Raw genomic sequence first — 21184 nt, forward strand, 5'->3', positions numbered from 1 at the left:
CGAGGCCTGGGACGCAGTGATCGACCTCAACCTCAAGTCGCCGTTCTGGCTGGTGCAGGCGCTGCTCCCCGCACTTCGCAGGGCGGGCACCGCCGATGATCCCGCGCGGATCATTAACATCGGCAGTATCGCCGCCATCCATGTCGCCGAGTCGCCCAACTACTCGTACGCCAGCAGCAAAGCGGCACTCCATCAACTCACCAGAGTGCTTGCCAGAGAACTGGGCCCACAGCACGTCACGGTGAACGCGGTAGCCCCAGGACCGTTCCCGTCGCAGATGATGGCGTCCACGCTCGATGCCATCGGCGACACGATCGCGGCGAAGGCCCCTCTGCGCCGGCTCGGCCGCGACGACGACATGGCAGGTATCGCCGTGTTCCTCGCTAGCCGGGCCGGAGCTTACCTCACGGGCACCATCATCCCGATCGACGGCGGCATCGCCACGACCGCATCAGGTACCTAGGCGTCGGCGCGAGGCTTTGCCAGCGGCCGACGGGCCCCCGTGAACACCTCCAAGTCGGGTCTCAACGCAGTCGTCGGGGTACCCGCAGCACCATGCTGGCCGCCGAATGGCTGGCCGGCACCCGCGCCGCGGTCGCCCCGCAGACGGCCACGGCAAACACCACGCCCAGCTCGAAGGCGTGATCAACTACGCGATCGCGGGGTCGGACCCTCTACGCCGGCTTGGCCGCGACGAGGACATGGCGGGCATCGCCGTGTTCCTCGCCAGTCGGGCCGGGTCCTACCTGACGGGCGCCGTTATCCCGGTCGACGGTGGCATTGCAACGACTGCTTCGGGTATCTAGGTGTCGACGCGGGCCTTTTCCTGCTACGACGCTGCGCATGCCGCGTGTGAGGGGGTGCGTAGCCGTCGGGGTACCAGCAGAACCTCCCTTCGCCTGCGGACAGGGCCTATGGTGAAGGCGTGGCCACGATCGATCTGCGCACTGAGATCAAGGAATTCCTGAGCTCGCGTCGCGCGCGGATCGCGCCCGAGCGGGCCGGACTGCCCGCCTACGGCGGCAACCGCCGGGTCAAAGGTCTGCGTCGCGAAGAGGTAGCTCTACTAGCAGGGGTATCGGTCGACTACTACGTGCGTATGGAGCGCGGCAGCCTCACCGGCGCCTCCGACGGGGTGCTCGACGCGTTGGCCTCTGCCTTGCAACTTGACGAGGCCGAGCGCGATCACCTATTCCACCTTGCGCGGCAGTCCAGGGCACCCAGCGGTCCACGCCGCCGGCGACCCGCCGTGACGGTGCGTCCGGCGCTTCAGCAGGTGCTCGACGCCATCACCGATGCGCCGGCTTGGATTTGCAACGGCCGTTATGACGTCCTGGCCATGAATCAACTTGCCCGCGCGCTGTATTCACCGGTGCTGGCCGACACGCGACGGCCGGCGAACACCGCGCGGTTCGTGTATCTAGATCCCGAAGCGGCAAAAACGTTCTTCGTCGACTATGACCGAATCGCCTGCGATGTGGCCGCGAAGCTACGCATGGAAGCCGGCCGCAATCCGCACGACGAGGAGCTGATCGCCCTAGTCGGTGAACTATCAACACGCAGTGAACTATTTCGGCAGCGGTGGGCATCTCAGGACGTTCGGCTCCACCGGTCCGGACGCAAGCGAGTGCACCATCCGGTAGTGGGCCAGCTCGACCTGGACGTCGAGTCGATGGAGATGCCTGCCGAACCCGGCCTGCTCCTGAACGTCTACACCGCGCCCGCTGGCACGGCGACCGCGGACGGTCTAGCCCTATTGGCGTCGTGGGCGGCTAGCCAGGAGAGGCTAGCGACCGAGATCACTCATGCCTGGGACGATAACCGCGGCGTGCCGCCGGCAGAATAGCGTTCACTGGAGGCTGAGGAGGATGGCGATAGCCGGCCAGCCACCGCACATTGGCCGTCGTGGTCGGATCCGGGCCACCCACCAGCCGGTACTCCCACCCGACCGTCTCACACGCCGTCCGGGTCGCCTCGAACGCAGCCATGCCGCGCGGCTTCCTCCGTTCCGCCGGACGGCAGTCGATGACCACACCGGATCCGTCCGCCTTCCGCGCGAAGTAATCCGGAGCATGCGACCGCCTCTTCCGCTCCTCGGTGACCCAGGAGAGCCAGAACGGCCGCGACGCGATCCCCATCACGGCAGGGTCGAAGTCCAGGAGCATCAGGTGATCGCGTTCCAGCCACGACTCATATCCGACGCGGCGGCCATCCGTCGCCGACCACCAGCGGCCCGGAAGATTCCGCTGCCCCTTGTAGGAGGTGAACCGGCGAGCCGGCTGCGCCATCTCCAGCGCCAGCCCCCACGCCTCCGTCACCGGGACCCGGACCGACGCTCCGTCCTCGGTCACATAGCCGACCTTTAACCCATCGGCAGAGTCGGCCACACCACCAGGTGCCGCTCTCAACACCGCCATGTCGGAGCATTCTGTGCCTTCACCACGCTTACTCGCCGGTACGACGCGCCAGGTAAGCCTGAACACCGCCACCGAGGTGCCAACTAGGTCCGAACCACGCCATGTAATCGCGGACGGGACACCCAGGGCGTGATCGCTGACGGCGAACGGGCCTGCGGAAATTTATCGGGGCTCTTCTTTCTTGAGTGTGGGTGACTCAAGCTTTGGAGGACTGATGAGCAAGATCGTCACCCTGCCGGTGCTGCCGCTCGACGACGAGGTCGTACTGCCCGCGATGGTCGTGCCGCTCGACCTGTCGGAGAGCGACGTGCGGGCGGCGATCGACGCCGCGCGCGCGACCGCCGTCTCCCGGGGCCCTGGCATCCGGTCGGAGGACAAGCCGCGGGTGCTGCTGGTGCCCCGGCTGAACGGCAAGTACGCGGCCGTCGGCACGCTCGGCGTCGTCGAGCAGACCGGCAGGCTGCCCGGCGGCGGACCCGGCGCCGTCGTCCGCGGTGTCGCCCGCGTCCGCATCGGTTCCGGGACGACCGGTCCCGGCGCGGCCCTGTGGGTCGAGGGGACCGAGGTCGAGGACACCGGTGTCGGACCCCGGGCCGAGGAACTGGCCAAGGAGTACAAGGCCCTCGTCGTCGGGGTGCTGGAGAAGCGCGGCGCCTGGCAGGTCGTCGACATGATCCAGCAGATCGAGGACCCGTCGGTGATGGCCGACCGGGCGGGCTACGCCTCGTACCTCAGCGCCGAGCAGAAGGTGCGCATCCTGGAGACCGCCGACGTGACCGAGCGTCTCGAGCTCGCGATCGGCTGGACCCGGGAGCACCTCGCGGAGCTGGACGTCGCCGAGACGATCCGTAAGGACGTCGAGGAGGGCGTGGAGAAGCAGCAGAAGGAGTTCCTGCTCCGCCAGCAGCTCGCCGCGATCCGCAAGGAGCTGAACGAGCTCAACGGCGACCCGTCCTCCGAGGAGGAGGACTACCGGGCCCGCGTCGAGGCGGCCGACCTGCCGGAGAAGGTCCGCGAGGCGGCCCTGAAGGAGGTCGACAAGCTCGAGCGGACCTCCGACCAGTCGCCGGAGGGCGGCTGGATCCGTACCTGGCTGGACACGGTCCTGGACATTCCCTGGAATGAGCGGACCGAGGACGCCTACGACATCGCGGGCGCCCGGCAGATCCTCGACGAGGACCACACGGGGCTCGACGACGTCAAGGAGCGGATCGTGGAGTACCTCGCCGTGCGCAAGCGGCGCGAGGATCGCGGTCTCGGCGTGATCGGAGGTCGGCGGTCCGGCGCGGTCCTGGCGCTCGTCGGCCCGCCCGGTGTCGGCAAGACGTCCCTGGGCGAGTCGGTGGCGCGGGCGATGGACCGGAAGTTCGTCCGCGTCGCGCTCGGCGGCGTCCGGGACGAGGCCGAGATCCGCGGTCACCGGCGGACTTACGTCGGCGCGCTGCCCGGCCGCATCGTCCGGGCGATCCGCGAGGCGGGCACGATGAATCCGGTCGTGCTGCTCGACGAGATCGACAAGGTCGGCGCGGACTACCGCGGCGACCCGACGGCGGCGCTGCTGGAGGTGCTGGACCCGGCGCAGAACCACACGTTCCGGGACCACTACCTGGAGGTCGAGCTCGACCTGTCGGACGTGGTGTTCCTCGCCACGGCGAACGCGCTGGAGACCATCCCCGGACCGCTGCTGGACCGCATGGAGCTCGTCTCCCTCGACGGCTACACCGAGGATGAGAAGGTCGCGATCGCGCGCGACCACCTGCTGCGGCGTCAGCTCGACAAGGCGGGCCTGACCGCCGACGAGGTGGCGATCGGTGACGACGCGCTGCGGCTGCTCGCCGCCGAGTACACGCGGGAGGCGGGCGTACGGAGCCTGGAGCGGGGGATCGCCCGGGTCCTGCGCAAGGTCGCGGCTAAGGTCGCGCTGGAGGAGAGGACGCTGCCGGTGACGGTCGGCGCCGACGACCTGCGCGACTACCTCGGCCGTCCGCGCTTCACCCCGGAGACGTCGCTGAACGAGTCCGAGCGGCGTACGGCGGTGCCGGGTGTGGCGACCGGGCTGGCGGTCACCGGTGCGGGCGGCGACGTGCTCTACATCGAGGCGTCGCTGGCCGACAAGGAGACCGGCGAGACCGGCGTCACCCTGACCGGCCAGCTGGGCGACGTCATGAAGGAGTCGGCGCGGATCGCGCTGTCGTACCTGCGGTCGCGCGGCGCGGAGCTGGAGCTGCCCGTCGGCGACCTGAAGGACCGCGGCGTGCACGTCCACGTCCCGGCCGGGGCCGTGCCCAAGGACGGGCCGAGTGCGGGCATCACGATGACGACGGCGCTCGCCTCGCTGCTGTCCGGGCGGCTGGTCCGTACGGACGTGGCGATGACCGGTGAGGTGTCGCTGACCGGGCGGGTCCTGCCCATCGGCGGGGTCAAGCAGAAGCTGCTCGCCGCGCACCGGGCGGGGGTCACAACGGTGATCATCCCGAAGCGCAACGAGCCGGATCTGGACGACGTGCCGGCCGAGGTCCTGGAGCAGCTGACCGTCCACCCGGTCAGTGACGTCCGGGACGTCCTCGAGCTGGCGCTGGAGCCGGCGACGACCCGGGAGACCGTGGCCGCCTGACCGGCCCAGACCGAAAGAACGCGAACGGCGCCCCTCCGGATCTCCGGAGGGGCGCCGTTCGTCTCGCGGGTCTCAGCCTCGCGGCTCGCGGGTTTCAGTCCTGCGGCTCGCTGGTTTCAGCGCCCCGCGGACTGAGGCGGAAGACTCGCAGCTCGCGTCCTGACCGCTCGACGTACCTGTCGTACGTCGGCCAGGTCTTGAGCAATCGTGGCCAGACCTCGGCGCGCTCGGCGCCCTCCAGCAGCCGCGCGGTGACCGGGATCGTACGGCCTCGGTAGCTGACCTCCGCCTCGGGCCGGTTCAGGAGGTTGGTCGTCCACGCGGGGTGGTTCTCACGCCCGAAGTTGCTGCCGACCACCAAGAAGGAGCCGTCCGCTTCGGGCAGGGAGGCCAGCGGCGTCTGGCGGGGCAGGCCGCTGCGGTGCCCGACGGCCGTCAGAAGGAGGGTCGGCACGACGTACTGCCCCATGAGGAAGCGGCCGCCGGACAGCCGGTGCACGGCGCGGTCCAGCGGCGGCACCACCTTCGGCCCGACCTTCGCGAACCACGCGGATCCGGCCATCCGTGCGATCGGCGCGGTGACCATGGCCTTCATCCTGCTTCGTGGCATGACGGGTCCTGCCTTTCTGTCCGAGGCACTCGGAGTGCCGGCCGGGGGTTCATGATCCAGCTCCGGGCCGGTGGCCAGGCGGCCGGCCCGGGCGGGGGAGAGGTGCCCGGCCGCGGCGAGCCAGCGCAGGGCGTCCGTCAGGCTCTCCCCGACCGGCCGGAGGGTGAGTCCGAGCGCGTCGACGGCTGGGGTGTCGTCGGAGGGCACGAGCGTGACGATGAACTCCGCGGCGTCCCGGGTCAGCGGGTAGTCGAAGGGGCGTACGCGCTTGGCGGCGTCGAGGAGCGAGCCGAGCGCCAGCATGAGCCCTGCGGGGACGGCGATCCGACGGCAGCGTACGCCGGTGAGCGTGTCGCATCGGTCGGCCAGCTCAGGCCAGGTCAGGTAGTGCCCGCCGAGGGTGTACCGCCGTGGTCCGTGGCCGGGGGCGACCGCGCGGGTCAGCGCCTCCGCGAGGTCGCGGACGTCGATGAGCGACACGCCGCCGCGCGGCAGCGGCCAGACCAGGTTGAGCGCGCCGGCCAGGCCCTCCATCATCGCGTCCAGGCGCGGCTGCCGGGGGCCGATCACGCCGCCCGGGTAGAAGATCGTGACGGGCGCGCCGTCGTCCTGCAGGCCGCGCACATAGCGTTCGGCCGCGACCTTAGACCGGCCGTAGTCGGTCCGTGGGCGCGCCAGCGGGTCGTCCGCCCGGATCACCGGTCCCGCGGGCGGCACGAACACCGCGATGGTGGACACGTGGATCACCGGATCGAGGCCCCGGGCGACCGCGCCGCCGACCACGGTCCGCGTGCCGGCGACGTTGACCTCCATGACGTCCGTACGGGCGTCGGTGACGCCGAGCGCCGCGGCGGCGTGCACGACGGCGTCGCACCCGTCGAGGGCGTGGGCGACGGCTTCCTCGTCGAGCATGTCGCCGGGGTACATCTCCACGGCCTCGGCCTCCACGCCGATCGCGCTGAGGACCGTGGCCGCCCGGCCGGGATCGCGCACCATCGCCCGTACCTGATGACCGGCCGCGAGCAGGGCGCGGATGGCGTACGAGCCGACGAATCCCGACCCACCTGTCACGAGGACGCGCATGATGTTCAAACTAGCGCTTGGTGGGAGACTTCGGTCACGCTGACGTTCGATGAGACTACTCGGATGGCCGATAAATGTGTGAAGTACATCACATAGCAGACGTCGATCGGGGCGTCCTTCGCCGCGACGTGGCGATCACTTGGAGTGATGGTCTGTCCGACTGGGGGTGATTGCGGGCCCCGCTCGGGTGCCGCGTGTCCGCACTGGTCAGGCTGCTGATATCGGGCCCTGCTCCGGGCGGATCGGCCCGTCGGCCCGATATCGGAGATCAGAAAAAAGCCATTTGTACCCGGCCTCCACTTCGCCAAACATGCACCTCGTGATCTCGGAACAACCCACGGTCACCGCTTCGCTAGGTTCGTAACCCATGTCGTCAGAACAAGTTCGCAGGCAGCCGACGCCTCGCGCCCCCGTCGTCGACATCGGATTCGGTCCGCCGCGTCTGGAAGACGGTCGGCACCTGTGGCGTGTCGCCCGCGACTCCGGGACCCTCGACCTCAATTCCCCCTACAGCTATGTGCTCTGGTGCCGGGACTTCGCCGCGACCTCGGTCGTGGCCCGTGCCGAGGACGAGGTCTGCGGCTTCATCACCGGGTTCTCCCGGCCCGAGGACCCCGGGACGCTGTTCGTCTGGCAGGTCGCGGTGGACGCCGACTGGCGGGGACGCGGGCTGGCGCGCCGGATGCTCGACCACCTGGCCGACGGCGGACCACGGTTCGTCGAGGCGACGGTGACGCCGGGCAACACGGCGTCGGACCGGCTGTTCGCATCGTTCGCCCGTGCACGCGGTGTCGCGCTGCGGCGGACGCCTCTCTTGAACGCGGACCTGTTCCCCGGCGATCACGACCCCGAGGTGTTGTACCGAATCGGGCCGCTCAACAGCTGAATCCACCAGGAGACGGGTGAGAAACCGCATGAACGTGTTCGAGTCCCTCGAGTCAGAGGTCCGAAGCTACTGCCGGGGATGGCCGACGGTCTTCCAGAAAGCGTCCGGCAGCCACTTGTACGACGAGAACGGCCGCGCCTTCCTCGATTTCTTCGCCGGTGCCGGAACCCTCAATTACGGGCACAACAACCCGCTGCTCAAAGAACGGCTCATCACCTATCTGGCCGATGACAACCTCGTGCACAGCCTGGACATGCACACGGTCGCCAAACGTGACTTCCTGGAGACGTTCCAGGAGGTGATCCTCGCGCCGCGCGGCCTCGACTACAAGGTCCAGTTTCCCGGACCGGCGGGCACCAACGCCGTCGAGGCGGCGCTGAAGCTGGCCCGCAAGTACACCGGCCGGGAGACGATCGTCAGCTTCACCAACGCCTTCCACGGCATGTCGCTCGGGGCGCTCGCGGTCACCGGCAACTCGATGAAGCGCAGCGGGGCCGGCATCCCCTTGAACCACGCCGTTCGCATGCCGTTCGACAACTATCTCGACGGGCGGACTCCCGACTTCCTTTTCTTCGAGCGTCTGCTGGGCGACAGCGGAAGCGGCCTGGACACGCCCGCGGCCGTCATCGTCGAAACCGTGCAGGGCGAGGGAGGGCTCAACGCGGCCAGCCCGGAATGGCTCCGCGGACTCGCGGACCTGTGCCGGCGGCAGGACATCCTGCTCATCGTCGACGACATTCAGATGGGCTGCGGCCGGACCGGGCCGTTCTTCAGTTTCGAGGACGCCGGGATCGTCCCCGACATCGTGTGCCTGTCGAAGTCGCTCAGCGGGTACGGCCTGCCGTTCGCCGTCACCCTGCTCCGGCCGGAACTCGACGTGTGGGAGCCGGGCGAGCACAACGGCACCTTCCGCGGGCCGGGACCGGCCTTCGTCACCGCCGCCGCCGCGATGGACTTCTGGACCGACGAGGGCATGGAGAAGGAGACCCTCGCCAAGCGCGACCAGATCGAAGGGGCGCTCCAGGGCATCGCGGCGGTCCACCCGGAGCGGATCACCGGCACCCGCGGGCGCGGCATGGCCCAGGGGATCGCCTTCGCCGAACCGGAGAAGGCCCCGGCCGTGTGCCGCGCGGCGTTCGACCGCGGTCTGCTGATGGAGACCTCCGGCCCAGAGGACGAGGTCGCGAAGCTGCTGCCGCCCCTCACCACGACCCCCGCCGAACTCTCCGAAGGCCTGCAGATCCTCGCCGACTCGGTCGACGCGGTCCTCGTCTGAGCCACCCCCGATCCACCCCCGATCCCCCCCGCAAGGCCACCGGAAGGAGCGGTCCAATGATCGTGCGCACGCTCGAGGAGATCACCGGAACCGAGCGCGACGTCGAGGCGCCGACCTGGCGTAGCCGGCGGCTCGTCCTGGCGAAGGAGAAGGTCGGATTCTCGCTGCACGAGACCGTCCTGTACGCCGGCACCGAGACCCGGATGTGGTACGCGAACCATATCGAGGCGGTCTACTGCATCGGCGGTGAGGGCGAGCTCGTCAACGAGGAGACCGGTGACAAGTACCGGCTCGAGCCCGGGACCATGTACCTCCTCGACGGGCACGAGCACCACATCGTCCGCGCCCACACGGACCTGCGCACCGTCTGTGTCTTCAACCCTCCGGTAACGGGCAGAGAGGTGCACGACGAGAACGGCGTCTATCCGCTGATCAGCGAAGAGACCTGAGCCGTCGATGTTCCGGAACGACGGAGCCGCCGTCTTCCATCCCGACCCCCGGACCACGGCACGATTGGAAAGCAAGCGATGACAGAGCATGCCTGCCCCACTCCCGGCCCGAACGACCAGTACCCCACCCGCCGCGCCAGCGAGCCGGCCCTGCTCTACCGCACCGACCCGGTCGTCTACGGGAACGCCGACGGCCCGATCGACCAGGAGACCCTGGTCGGGTACGAGGCCGACGGCTTCCTGACCATCGACGAGCTCCTCGCCCCGGAGGAGGTCGAGCGTTACCGCGCGGAGCTGCGGCGGCTCGCGGACGATGAGGCCGTCCTGCGCGACGACCGGACGGTCACCGAGCGCGGGTCCGACGAGATCCGGTCGATCTTCGAGGTGCACAAGGTCAGCGATGTGTTCGCCGAGCTCGTCACGGACCCCCGCGTGGTCGGCCGCGCCCGGCAGATCCTCGGGTCGGACGTGTACGTGCACCAGAGCCGGGTGAACTACAAGCCGGGTTTCAAAGGCAAGGACTTCTACTGGCACTCGGACTTCGAGACCTGGCACGCCGAGGACGGCATGGCCCGGATGCGCGCCGTCAGCATCTCGATCGCGCTGACGGAGAACTTCGTCCACAACGGCGGCTTGATGATCATGCCGGGCTCGCACAAGACCTTCGTGTCCTGCCTGGGGGAGACGCCCGCGGACCACTACAAGGAGTCGCTGCGCGGCCAGGAGATCGGCACCCCCGACCCCGACAGCCTGTCGATCCTCGCTGACAAGCACGGCATCGAACTGTTCACCGGGCCCGCCGGTTCCGCGACGATGTTCGACTGCAACTGCATGCACGGGTCGAACGGCAACATCACCCCATTCCCCCGCTCGAACGTCTTCATCGTGTTCAACAGCGTGGAGAACACCTGCGAGGAGCCGTTCGCGGCTCCGTCGCGACGCCCCGAGTTCATCGCCGCCCGCGACTTCACACCGGTCGGCGCATAACCGGAAATCCTCCCCCCACAGCGGCCGCCGGCGACGCCCGGCGGCCGCTGCAGCCCCAAATACTGGAGATGCCCCCCATGACCTCATCACGACGCGACTTCATCCGCAGTGCCGCGCTGCTCGCGGGCGCCGTCCCCCTCGCGGCCGCCTGCTCCACCACCGACCCGACCAAGGAACGCTCGGGCGGTGGCACCCTGGCACGTGCCAAGCAGCAGGGCTACATCCAGGTCGGCTTCGCGAACGAGTCGCCCTACGGCTACACCGACACGAGCGGCAAGCTGACCGGAGAGGCCCCCGAACTGGCCCGGGTCGTCTTCAAGGAGCTCGGCATCAACGAGGTCAAGGGCGTCCAGCTCGACTTCGCCGGCCTCATCGGCGGACTGCAGGCCCGCCGCTTCGATGTCATCGCCGCGGGGATGTTCGTCACGCCGGAGCGATGCGCGCAGGTCGCCTTCGCCGACCCGGACTACATCGCGACGACCGGGTTCATGGTGCCCAAGGGCAACCCCAAGGGGATCCAGCGCTTCGAGGACGCCGCGAAGAAGAACGTCAAGCTGGGCGTGCTCACCGGTGCCGTCGAAGGCGACTACGCCACGAAGCTCGGGGTGAAGAAGGACAACGTCAAGACGTTCGCCGACCAGCCGAGCGCGTTCGAAGGGCTCAAGGCCGGCCGGATCGACGCGATCGCGCTCACCCGGATCTCCCTCGTCGACACGCTGAAGAAGCATCAGGGCGCGCCGTACGAGGTCACTCCATCGTTCATTCCGCAGATCGGCGGCAAGCCGCAGTACGGCGCCGGCGCGTTCGCGTTCCGCAAGGCGGACAGCGACCTGCTCTCCGCGTTCAACGGCAAGCTCACCGAACTGAAGCAGAACGGCCGACTGCTGGGCATCATCCAGCCGTTCGGGTTCAGCAAGGCCGAGCTGCCGGGGTCGCACACCGCCGCCGAACTCTGCAAGGGCTGATCTGGTGTCGCAGATCCTGCACGCCTACCCGCTCCTGCTCAGGGGCGCCTGGATCACGGTGCAGCTCACCGTGTACAGCGCGGTGGTCGCGCTCGTGCTCGCCATGGTCTTCGGGGTCACCGGTGCCGTGGGCGGCCCGGTGGCCCGGGCGATCGCCCGGGTGTACGTCGAGTTCTTCCGCGGCTCTGCCACGCTCGTCCTGATGTTCTGGCTGTTCTACGCGCTGCCCCTGGTCGGGTTCCGGTTCCAGCCCATGGTCGCGGGCGTGATCGCCCTGTCGCTCAACTACGGCGCGTACGGTGCGGAGGTCGTGCGCGGCGCCGTCAGGGCGGTGCCCACCGCGCAGTACGAGGCGACGGTCGCGCTGAACATGCCGCCGTACCAGCGGGTCCGCCGGGTCATCCTGCCGCAGGCGGTCGCGCTGATGCTGCCGCCGTTCGGGAACCTGCTGATCGAGCTGCTCAAGGCGACGGCGGTGGTGTCGCTGATCTCGATCGCGGACCTCACCTTCCGGGCCCAGCAGCTGCGCGCGGCCACCGGCCAGACGGCATGGGCGTTCGCGGCCGTCCTGGTGCTGTACTTCGTGATCGCGCAGATCCTCCAGCTGCTCGTCCGCTACCTGGAGCGGCGGACCGCCCGCATGCTCGGCCGCCGCCCGCAGCGGAAGGCCATGGCGGCGGTTCCGATCGCGACCGGAAACGGGGGGGTGGGCCTCCAATGATCTGGGACTGGAACTTCGCCGGCAAGATCCTGCCCGACCTGCTGAAAGGGCTGCGCGTCACCGTCGAGGCCACGCTTCTGGCCTACGTGCTCGCGCTGGTCCTCGGCCTGGTCTGGGCGATGCTGCGGCGTTCGGGCGGGCCGGTCGTGGGCCAGATCGTCCGGTGGATCGTGGAGTTCGTGCGCAGCACGCCGCTGCTCGTGCAGCTGTTCTTCCTCTTCTACGTGCTGCCGGGCGCCGGAGTGAAGTTCAGCGCGTTCGTCACCGGCGTCATCGGGCTGGGCCTGCACTACTCGACGTACACCTCCGAGGTGTACCGCGCGGGGATCGACGACGTGCCCAAGGGCCAGTGGGAGGCGGCCACCGCGCTGAACCTGCCACGCCACCGTGTGTGGTTCGGCGTCGTGCTGCCCCAGGCGATCCGCAAGGTCATCCCGACCCTGGGCAACTACGTGATCGCCATGTTCAAGGACTCGCCCCTGCTGCTGGCGATCACGGTGCCGGAGATGCTCGGCGCGGCGTACTCCGTCGGGACCCACTACTTCCGCTACCTGGAGCCGATCACGATCGCGGGACTGCTCTTCGTGGTCGTCAGCGTCCTGGCATCCATCCTCACCCGACGCCTGGAGAGGCGCTATGGCAACAACTGACTCAACCCCCGAGGCGGCGCTGCCGCAGAACAACACGCGCGGCATCCGCTTCGAGAAGGTCGTGAAGCGGTTCGGCGACAACGTCGTCCTCCGCGAGCTGAACTTCGCCGTCGACCCCGGCGAGCGGGTCACGCTCATCGGCCCGAGCGGGTCGGGCAAGACGACGATCCTGCGCCTGCTCATGACCCTGGAGCGGGTCGACGACGGCGTCATCTGGCTCAACGGAGACTCGCTGTCGCACATGCAGCGCGGCGGCCGGCTGGTGCCCGCCGACGAGAAGCACCTGCGCCGTCTCCGTTCCGAGATCGGCATGGTGTTCCAGCAGTTCAACCTGTTCCCGAACATGTCGGTGCTGCGCAACGTGACCGAGGCGCCGATGCACGTTCTCAAGATGCCGAAACGCGAGGCCACCGAACGGGCCGGCGAGCTGCTGGAGATGGTCGGCCTGGCGGACAAGGCCGAGGCCCATCCGTCGCAGCTGTCGGGCGGGCAGCAGCAGCGCGTCGCCATCGCCCGCGCGCTCGCCATGCGGCCGAAGGTGCTGCTGCTCGACGAGGTGACCTCGGCGCTGGACCCGGAGCTGGTCGGCGAGGTCCTCGACGTCCTGCGGCAGATCGCCGAGACGACGGACATCACGATGCTGTGCGTCACGCACGAGATGCGGTTCGCCCGTGACGTCTCCGACCGGGTGCTCGTGTTCGACAAGGGGCAGATCGTCGAGGAGGGGACTCCGGAGAAGATCTTCACCGATCCGGAGCATCCCCGTACGCAGGAGTTCCTGCGCGCGGTCATCGACCAGTAGGAGTCCGCGGCGCCGCCGTGCATCGGCGCGGCGGACCGGCGGAGGGCGAGGTGATCCTCGAGCGGCGCCGCGGGGCGGTTCGCACCGGAGGGGCGGTGCGGCGCGCCGGCGTGTAGTGGCGGTCGTTCGCGGCCGCCACCGGTGGGGGCGCGTATGCCCGAGACCGGTCACGTGATGGACGGGTCTTGCGGTGCGGCCTAGGTTGGTATTACCTCTTAATGTCATGACAACCGCGTCCTGATTATGGAGCGTTCCAACGGCGCTACCAGGCCCTCAAGGCCTTGGGTGCCGTACCGCTTCGTCGGCTTCGCGAGCGTCCAACACGACACCGCCCACCGGGAGGACTCTATGAGAATCGGGCTCGCCGGGGCAGGCCGCATCGGTGCCCGGCATGCTGAGACCCTTCGCGCGCTGCCCTCCGTCGAATCCTTCGTGGTGGCCGATCCGGACGCCGGTCGGGCGCACCGGATCGCCGAGGAGTACGGAGGGCTCGTCGCCGACTCGGTCGACGCGCTCTTCGACGCCGGGCTGGACGGCCTGGTGGTCGCCGCCGCGACGGACGCGCACGCGGAGCTTGTGACCCGTGCCGCGCGGGCGGGCCTGCCGACCTTCTGTGAGAAGCCCCTTGCCGACGACAGCGTTGGAACGCTCCAAGTCGTTCAGGCGGTACGTGCCACCGGAACCCCCGTCCACGTCGGGTTCCAGCGACGGTTCGACGCCGGCCACGTCGCGCTCCGGGAGGCCATCGCCGCGGGCCGCCTCGGCCGGCTCCACACCGTACGGTCCTGCACGCTCGACCCCGCCCCGCCGCCCGCCGCCTACGTCCGGGTCTCCGGCGGAATCTTCCGCGACTGCGCGGTGCACGACATCGACGCCGTCCGGTTCGTCACCGGGCGGCAGGTCGTCGAGGTGACGGCGTCCGGAGCGAACAAGGGGGAGGACTACTTCGCCGAGAGCGGCGACGTGGACACCTGCGCCGCCCTCCTCACCCTCGACGACGGCACCCTCGCCATCATCTCCGAGACCCGCTACAACGGGGCCGGCTACGACGTCCGCTTCGAAGCGCTGGGGTCCAAGGACAGCCTCGCCGCGGGCTTCGGCGAGCAGACGCCGCTGACCGCGGTCGACGGCGGCTCGGCGGCCGGAGCGCTCGGCGCCCAGCCGTGCCAGGGCTTCCTGGAACGCTTCGGGCCGGCGTACGAGGCCGAACTCGCGGCCTTCGTCCGGGTCGTCGCGGGACAGGCCGACAGCCCGTGCCCGCCGGAGGAGGCACTAGAGGGGTTCTACGTGGCCGAGGCGTGCGACCGGTCCCGCCGGGAGCGGCGCACCGTGACGATCGAGGAGGTCCGGCGATGAGGATCGCGGGGGCGCCCATCTCCTGGGGCGTGTGCGAGGTACCGGGATGGGGCCACCAGATGGCCCCGGACCGGGTGCTGGCCGAGATGCGCGACACGGGCCTGGTCGCCACCGAGTTCGGCCCGGACGGGTTCCTGCCGGCCGATCCCGCCGAGCGCGAGGCGCTGCTGGCGTCGTACGGGCTGGCGCCGGTCGGCGGGTTCGTGCCCGTGGTCCTGCACGAGCCCGCGTACGACCCGCTGCCGGAGGTCGAGCGGGCGCTGCGCGGGTTCGGCGACGCGCGGATGCTCGTCCTGGCGGCCGCGACCGGCCAGGACGGGTACGACGAGCGTCCCGTGCTGGCCGCCGAGAACTGGACGACGCTGCTGGCCAACCTCGACCGGATCGCCGTGTACGCCGCCGAGGGCGGGCGCCGTACCGTCCTGCACCCGCACGTCGGCACGATCGTCGAACGGCTGGACGAGGTCGACCGGGTCCTGGCCGGCTCGGAGGTCCCGCTCTGCCTGGACACCGGCCACCTGCTCATCGGCGGCACCGATCCCCTCGAACTGGCACGGGCGGCGGCGGAGCGCATCGCGCACGTGCATCTCAAGGACGTCGACGCGAGCGCCGCCGACCGCGTCCGCGCGGGGGAGACCACCTACACCGAGGCCGTACGCGACGGGCTCTACCGTCCGCTCGGCGCGGGCGACGTCGACACGGCCGGGATCGTGGCGGCGCTCGACCGGGCCGGGTACGACGGCTGGTACGTCCTCGAGCAGGACACGATCCTGGGTGCCGAGCCGGCCGCTGGCGGCGGCCCGGTCGACGACGTCCGGCGGAGCGTCGCCTTCCTCAACGGCCTGAAGAGCGTTGCCGATGTGTGACGTTGACCCGTCGGTGTCGGGCGGGGCGTCGGCTTCCTCAACGGCCTGAGAAGCGTTGCCGATGTGTGACGTTGACCCGTCGGTGTCGGGCGGGGCGTCGGCTTCCTCAACGGCCTGAGAAGCGTTGCCGATGTGTGACGTTGACCCGTCGGTGTCGGGCGGGGCGTCGGCTTCCTCAACGGCCTGAGAAGCGTTGCCGACGTGTGACGTTGACCCGTCGGTGTCGGGCGGGGCGTCGGCTTCCTCAACGGGCTGAAAAGCGTTGCCGACGTGCAACGTTAAGCCGCCGATGTACGGGGAATGATCGCCCGCGTCAGGATGGGCAAGCCTCTCCCCCCGGCCCATGTCCGAGATCGGTCGCGGGGGTACGTGCGGTGTTCACTGGGTTCGTCGGTGCTGGGTCCGGGCGTTCAGGCCGTAGGAGCTCGCCTCCAGGCCGGTCACGCCGGCCGTCTCCCAGGTGCCGCTGGGCGGGGGTCGTCGCGGTGGTGGCGCTCGGCGCCGCCGGCTGTTCCGACGACTCCCACTCGCGGCCTGGGGTGACCTCCTCCCAGACGGCCCTGAAACCCGTCGCGGTCGAGGTGCAGGAGGCCGTCGCCCGGGTGTGGCCGGACGCCCCGCAGATCTGGCCCGGGACCGTGCTCAAGGACCGGCGGATCATCCTCGGCGACCGCGGCCGGGCGCGGCTGATCAGCGTGGACGGCGTGACGGACCTGAGCCCGGGGGAGCTGGCGAAGAAGAAGATCGCCATCCCGCACAGCGGCTCGTCCTACGTCACCTGGGACGGGCACCCGGCCGTCGTCATGAACGTCGCCGACCCGTCGTACCGGTCGGACGCCGAGATAGCGGGGCAGAGCCTGTCCACGACACTCTTCTCCGCTGCGACGGACGAGCTTTACCACGCCACGGAGCAGAAGTGGAAGGTCTTGAAGAAGGGCAGCGAGCAGCGCGGCACGGAGTACCCGCTCGCCGTAACGCCCCGGCTGTATCGCGCCATGCTCTACAACGACCTGGTCGCGGCCTACCGCGATTCCAGGCAGCGGAACCGGTGGCTCGCCGGGGCGGCGTACTGGCGGTCGAAGTGGCAGAAGGAGTTCCCGGACGAGGCCAAGCGGGCCACCGCGCTCGACATCGGCGAGGGGGCGGCCGGCTACTTCGACGCGGTCGCCACGGCGATGGCGTCGGGAGCCGCGCGGGGCGACCAGGCGGAGATCCGCAAGAGGTCCCAGTTCCGGCCGCTGGACCAGGCGCTCGATCCCGGGCAGGTGACCCTCGACGGGGAGAGCACCTCGCTCGGCGGGATCGCAGGCCTGCTCCTGGACGAGACGCGCAAGGGCTGGAAGCCGGAGATCACCCGGACCCGCCAGACGCCCGTCGACCTGCTGCTCGCGGGCGTCACCCCGCAAGCCGAGCCGCCGTCGGACGCGCTTCGCCGGTCCATCCAGGACATCCTCAGTAAGTTGAACACCGACCTGATTCCACGGCTGAACCCGCTGGTCAGCGCCTACCACGACAAGGCGCGCCCGCTGCTGCTCATCCCGATGAGCGCGTCCGAAGGCGACCTGGACGCGGGCGGCTACTACGTCGCCCACGGCGTCCCGTACGCGATCCTGGCCCGGCTCAACGGGACCTTCCGGCTCTCCAGCGGCACGATCGAGGCGAAAGAGGCATCCGTGCTCGCGGGCCTGGTCGGCGGCCACCCGTACCTGATCGTCCCCATCGGCGCGTCCGGTGACAAGAGCAAGGTGGCGTCGAACCGCGTCCAGCTGAGCAGCGGGACCCTGACCGGATCCTCACAGGTCGCGGCCCACCGGACGGACGGCCGCGAGGAGTACATCGCCCGCTGACCGCCACGGCCGTGCGGAGCCGTACGAGGTTTCGGGCCGGTCTCTGGGCGTACCGGCGAGACCGTACGAGGCTGACCGCTGACCGCTGACCGCTGCGGCCGGACGGTCAGCGCGGCGGCGGGGACCCGTGCGAATCGGACGTGCCGGTCGTCCGGGTGCGGATGTGGCCGATGCCGGACCGGGTCGCCAGCACGACCAGCCGGTCACCCGGGATCAGCAGGTAGCCGTCTTGCAGGTCCCAGTCGAAGCGGGGCCGGCCGCGGCGTCCGAGCGCCAGCACCCGGGCCTCTCCGGGGAGGTTCGCCTCACGCAGCGGCCGTCCGTCGAGCTCGGAACCTGCGCCGATCGGCATGTCGGCGATCAGCATCACGCTGCGGCCGACCGGGATCGTCCCGATGACCTGGCGTTCCATCATGGCCGCGGCGAAGGCCGGGGCGGCGAGGAAGGACACGCTGCGCGACACCGGGATCTTGAAGTTGCGGTGGACGCGACCCGCCAGGTCGTCGTCGAACAGCCGGAGCACCACCCGAACGTTGTCGCGCAGCGCCCGGGAGCTCAGCCCGGCCTCGAGGTTGGTGATGTCGTCGCTGGTGACGGTGACGACGGAACGGCAGGTGCCGACCCACGCCGTCCGCAGGGTCTCCTCCCGGGTGGCGTCGCCGAAGATGATCGGCAGCCCCAGGCGGCGGGCGAGCGGCACCCCGACGGCGTCCTCGTTCCGCTCGACGCAGACCACCCGGACGCCGAGGTCGTGGAGCTGTGAGACCACCCGGAGACCGACCTCGCCGAGGCCGACCACCACGACGTGCCCGCTGATCGGATCGCGTAGCCGTTCGAGCGGCCCGGCGAGCCGGGCCCGGACCAGCGCGTCGACGGCCGCGGCGGTGATCGCGGGCACCAGCGCCAGGCTGGCGAGCGTGACGATCACCTGGGTCACCTTGGCGGGCGCGCTGAGCGTCGGATCAGGGTTGGCCGCTCCGGCGATGTCGAGCAGGACGAGGTACAGCGAGTAGGTGAAGCCGTGCCCGTCTCCGAGGCTGAGCGCGGCGCTGCCCACGACGATCAGCGCGAGGAGCGCTACGACCACCTGGAGGAGCCGGCGGTTGAGGATCAACCGCATGGTCCGGGCGAACGTCGTCTCCGGCCGGTAGTCGATGGGAGGGCCGGCGAGGGACGTCCGCGCGCCGTCGGCGACCGCGAGCACCAGGTTGGCCCGGCCCTGGTCCACCGGCAGCAGGCGGGGGAGCCCGTCCGGGCGGCGGGTGTCGGCGAGTCCGCAGACGACGTTGCGGACGCGGTCGCTGCGGTGGGCGACGTAGAGGGTGCGGCCCGCCACGCGGACGTGACTGGGCGGCAGGTCGCCGAGGGCGGCGGCCACGAACGACGGCGCGGCGACCGCGCCGTCCGACAGCACGGCGCAGTCGTTGAACAGCGTGCGGATGCGGTTGCCCAGCCCGGTGTTCGACATCCGGATGACCAGCCGGATGTCGGGATTGAGCTCCTGAACGCGCAGCGCGGCGTGGATGTTGCCGACCTCGCTGTTGCTGACGAGGGCGACGGCGCGCGCAGACTCGACGTGCACGGCCCGGAACGTCTCGTCGTCCAGCTCCGCCGCCTCGTGCACCCGCACGCGCGGCAGCTCCGTGATCTTGGGTCCGTGGTTGCGTCTCTTGGACGGCACGATGACCGTGACGTCCTGGAGGTAACGCGTCGACAACTCGTCGGCGAGCCGGTAGGCGAGCGGTGTGTCACCGCAGATGATGAGGCGGCCGCGGAGGGGGCTCCGAAGGCGGGGGACGACGGTCGGCACGCGGCGATCGTAACGTTCCAGGCTCTGACGCCGTGTGTACGGGCGCACGCAGCGCGGATTCGGCGAGGTCGCGGGGTTGCCCGCCCCGGGTCCGTTCTCTAGGGTCCCAAGCAAGCGCTTGTGACGATGATGGGAGCGGCGCGTGCGACGAGGCATCTGTCTGCTCGAAGAGGTCGAATTCCACCCGATGAACTCGCGGAGGCCGCTGGAGTACCTCAAGTGGCTCACCGCCTACAAGAAGGAGGACGAGGCACTCGAATCCGGGCGGCACGTGCTCACCAAGGGCGAGTCGATCCGCTCCCACGACATCGACCTGGTCGGCGCCTTCTACGCGGTCGGCATCACCGGGCACCCGCAGTTCAAGGTCGTGACCCTGTGGGACTGCCACGGCGGCTGGGACGGCGGCTGGCGGCAGATGCTGGAGATCTACACCGGCGTCAAGGAGAACCTCTTCCTGTCCGCCATCGACGACCTGCGCTTCACCGCGTTCTCCCGGCCGCTGGGCGCCGCGCCCGGCAGCCCCGCGCTCGCCGACGCGACGGGAGCGGAGTTCTTCGTCCTGGAGAGCGCCCGCGTCCGCCCCGGCGCGGCCCTCGACTACCTGGCGGCGGTCCGGGAGGAGCGCGTCCCCCTGCTCGCCGACCACGGCCACCGCCCCGTCGGCCTGTACGAGGTGCTGCTCTGCGACACGGAGGTCGTCACCGTCTGGGCGACCGACCTCGACTCCCACCTCGCACTGCAGCGCTCGTACGACGCCGCGCTCGGGCTGGACGACGAGATCGACGCCGACGAACGCCTGCTCGCCTGGCGCAAGCGCGCCCGCGAATTCCTCGACGGCACCTGGCGCGAGACCCTCCTGTCCCCGTACCCCGGCTCCCGCCTCGCCCGTTAGCCGCCCGCGAGGCGGCCCACGACGGGGGTGAACGCGTCGAGGTCCGCCTCGTTGTGCAGGACGTAGTAGGAGAGGCCGAGGTCGTCGCGCCACCGGTGGAGGGCGTCGCAGACGGCGGTGAGCTCCCCGGCGAGCACCTGGGGGGTTCCGGCCTGGGCGGAGGGGTTCGCGGCGCTCCACGCTTCGGGCTCCCGCCCCAGGCCGATCCGCAGCACGGACGTCCCGAGCTCGATCGCGTCGAACCGCGAGCCCGCGGCGTCCCGGACGATCTCGACCTTCCGGCGGAAGGCGTCCGGGCCGCCGTCGGCGATTTCGGGGCCGGAGCCGTCCGCCCGTACGCGCATGGTGAGGTTGACGACGTCGGCCTCGCGGGCGGCCAGGCGCAGCATCCGGGGTCCGCCGCCGCCCAGGACCAGTGGCGGGTGCGGACGCTGGACGGGGAGCGGCAGCTGCTCGAGCCCGCCGATCGTGTAGTGCTCGCCGCCGAACGAGAACGGGCCGCCCTGCCAGAGGCCCTTCAGCACGTGGATCGCCTCGGCCAGGCGCGTGATGCGGGCGCCGGGAGGGTCGAGCGGCAGGCCGGCGCTCTCGTAGTCCCGGGCCATCCACCCGGTGCCCAGGCCGAGTTCGAGCCGGCCGTCGGACAGCAGGTCCAGCGTTGCCGCCTCCTTGGCCAGGACGGCCGGGTGCCGGAAGTCGTTGGCGAACACCATCGTGCCGACCCGCAGCCGGGTGGTCGCGCACGCGGCGGCGGTCAGCGCGGCGATCGGGGCGAACCGGGGGCCGACGAGGTGGTCGGGGACGAGCAGGACGTCGAAGCCGGAGTCTTCCAGCCTGCGGGCCTTGGCGGCCCAGGCGGCGGCCGAGTCCGCGTCGCGGATGACGGCGCCGAAACGGAAAGGTCGCTTCACCACAGTAGCTTACCAAGCGCTTGCTCGTCATAGCGAGAGCGT

Annotated in this window: 19 protein-coding genes and 1 pseudogene; 16 read left to right on the top strand and 4 right to left on the bottom strand. The window is 70.2% G+C overall.

Annotated features, from left to right (window positions below):
* The 3 genes and pseudogenes from AB0I04_RS00005 to AB0I04_RS00015 all read left to right on the top strand — a co-directional run.
* On the top strand, positions 1–463 hold a 463-nt coding region (locus tag AB0I04_RS00005; protein ID WP_360876337.1), incomplete at its 5' end, for an SDR family oxidoreductase.
* 193 nt (positions 464–656) lie between these two features.
* Positions 657–806 (top strand): annotated as a pseudogene (locus AB0I04_RS00010) (SDR family oxidoreductase); the annotation flags it as partial.
* Positions 807–925: 119 nt separating this feature from the next.
* Positions 926–1846: a helix-turn-helix transcriptional regulator gene (locus tag AB0I04_RS00015; protein WP_360876340.1), complete on the top strand. Its 921-nt coding sequence runs from the start codon at positions 926–928 to the stop codon at positions 1844–1846.
* On the opposite strand, the gene AB0I04_RS00020 is transcribed toward AB0I04_RS00015, so the two are convergent.
* Positions 1800–2417 (bottom strand): TnsA-like heteromeric transposase endonuclease subunit, encoded by a 618-nt coding sequence (locus tag AB0I04_RS00020; RefSeq protein ID WP_360876343.1) that lies wholly within the window; start codon positions 2415–2417, stop codon positions 1800–1802. The genes AB0I04_RS00015 and AB0I04_RS00020 overlap by 47 nt on opposite strands.
* A gap of 214 nt (positions 2418–2631) precedes the next feature.
* Here AB0I04_RS00020 and lon point away from each other — a divergent pair, with 214 nt between their 5' ends.
* Positions 2632–5031 carry an endopeptidase La gene (gene lon, locus AB0I04_RS00025; RefSeq protein ID WP_360876346.1) on the top strand — a complete coding sequence of 800 codons (2400 nt, stop codon included), beginning with the start codon at positions 2632–2634 and terminating at the stop codon, positions 5029–5031.
* Positions 5032–5125: 94 nt separating this feature from the next.
* Here lon and AB0I04_RS00030 read toward each other — a convergent pair whose 3' ends face one another.
* Positions 5126–6724 carry a nitroreductase family deazaflavin-dependent oxidoreductase gene (locus AB0I04_RS00030; protein WP_360876349.1) on the bottom strand — a complete coding sequence of 533 codons (1599 nt, stop codon included), beginning with the start codon at positions 6722–6724 and terminating at the stop codon, positions 5126–5128.
* Positions 6725–7091: 367 nt separating this feature from the next.
* On the opposite strand from AB0I04_RS00030, the gene ectA reads away from it, so the two are divergent.
* The 11 genes from ectA to AB0I04_RS00085 all read left to right on the top strand — a co-directional run bounded on the left by ectA (position 7092) and on the right by AB0I04_RS00085 (position 17529).
* Positions 7092–7610: a diaminobutyrate acetyltransferase gene (gene ectA / locus AB0I04_RS00035; protein ID WP_360876352.1), complete on the top strand. Its 519-nt coding sequence runs from the start codon at positions 7092–7094 to the stop codon at positions 7608–7610.
* Between the two features lie 28 nt (positions 7611–7638).
* Entirely contained in the window at positions 7639–8886 is a 1248-nt protein-coding gene (ectB, locus tag AB0I04_RS00040) for a diaminobutyrate--2-oxoglutarate transaminase (protein WP_360876355.1), read from the top strand.
* Positions 8887–8942: 56 nt separating this feature from the next.
* The gene (locus AB0I04_RS00045) at positions 8943–9335 is read left to right on the top strand and encodes an ectoine synthase (protein WP_360876358.1); all 393 of its coding nucleotides are present in this window, start codon (positions 8943–8945) and stop codon (positions 9333–9335) included.
* A gap of 78 nt (positions 9336–9413) precedes the next feature.
* Complete coding sequence (gene thpD / locus AB0I04_RS00050) at positions 9414–10322, top strand: ectoine hydroxylase (protein ID WP_360876361.1); 909 nt, start codon at positions 9414–9416, stop codon at positions 10320–10322.
* Positions 10323–10399: 77 nt separating this feature from the next.
* Positions 10400–11287, top strand: coding sequence for an ectoine/hydroxyectoine ABC transporter substrate-binding protein EhuB (ehuB, locus tag AB0I04_RS00055; RefSeq protein WP_360876364.1), 888 nt, complete (start codon positions 10400–10402; stop codon positions 11285–11287).
* A gap of 4 nt (positions 11288–11291) precedes the next feature.
* A complete protein-coding gene (gene ehuC, locus AB0I04_RS00060; RefSeq protein ID WP_360876367.1) occupies positions 11292–12008 on the top strand; it encodes an ectoine/hydroxyectoine ABC transporter permease subunit EhuC in 717 nt (238 codons plus the stop codon).
* Complete coding sequence (gene ehuD / locus AB0I04_RS00065) at positions 12005–12658, top strand: ectoine/hydroxyectoine ABC transporter permease subunit EhuD (RefSeq protein WP_360876370.1); 654 nt, start codon at positions 12005–12007, stop codon at positions 12656–12658. The genes ehuC and ehuD overlap by 4 nt, the downstream gene beginning before the upstream one ends.
* Positions 12645–13460 (top strand): ectoine/hydroxyectoine ABC transporter ATP-binding protein EhuA, encoded by an 816-nt coding sequence (gene ehuA, locus AB0I04_RS00070; protein ID WP_360876373.1) that lies wholly within the window; start codon positions 12645–12647, stop codon positions 13458–13460. The genes ehuD and ehuA overlap by 14 nt, the downstream gene beginning before the upstream one ends.
* Positions 13461–13808: 348 nt before the next feature.
* The gene (locus tag AB0I04_RS00075) at positions 13809–14816 is read left to right on the top strand and encodes a Gfo/Idh/MocA family oxidoreductase (protein ID WP_360876375.1); all 1008 of its coding nucleotides are present in this window, start codon (positions 13809–13811) and stop codon (positions 14814–14816) included.
* Positions 14813–15682, top strand: coding sequence for a TIM barrel protein (locus AB0I04_RS00080; protein ID WP_360876378.1), 870 nt, complete (start codon positions 14813–14815; stop codon positions 15680–15682). The genes AB0I04_RS00075 and AB0I04_RS00080 overlap by 4 nt, the downstream gene beginning before the upstream one ends.
* Positions 15683–16167: 485 nt before the next feature.
* Positions 16168–17529: a hypothetical protein gene (locus AB0I04_RS00085; protein WP_360876381.1), complete on the top strand. Its 1362-nt coding sequence runs from the start codon at positions 16168–16170 to the stop codon at positions 17527–17529.
* Positions 17530–17635: 106 nt separating this feature from the next.
* On the opposite strand, the gene AB0I04_RS00090 is transcribed toward AB0I04_RS00085, so the two are convergent.
* A complete protein-coding gene (locus AB0I04_RS00090; protein WP_360876384.1) occupies positions 17636–19339 on the bottom strand; it encodes an NAD-binding protein in 1704 nt (567 codons plus the stop codon).
* Positions 19340–19481: 142 nt separating this feature from the next.
* On the opposite strand from AB0I04_RS00090, the gene AB0I04_RS00095 reads away from it, so the two are divergent.
* Complete coding sequence (locus tag AB0I04_RS00095; RefSeq protein ID WP_360876387.1) at positions 19482–20231, top strand: hypothetical protein; 750 nt, start codon at positions 19482–19484, stop codon at positions 20229–20231.
* Here the strand turns inward: AB0I04_RS00095 and AB0I04_RS00100 are convergent.
* Positions 20228–21142, bottom strand: a complete 915-nt coding sequence (locus AB0I04_RS00100; protein ID WP_360876390.1) for a TIGR03621 family F420-dependent LLM class oxidoreductase — start codon at positions 21140–21142, stop codon at positions 20228–20230. The genes AB0I04_RS00095 and AB0I04_RS00100 overlap by 4 nt on opposite strands.
* Positions 21143–21184: the final 42 nt, after the last annotated feature.

The organism is Actinoallomurus sp. NPDC050550 (assembly GCF_040655075.1).
Lineage (GTDB): Bacteria > Actinomycetota > Actinomycetes > Streptosporangiales > Streptosporangiaceae > Actinoallomurus.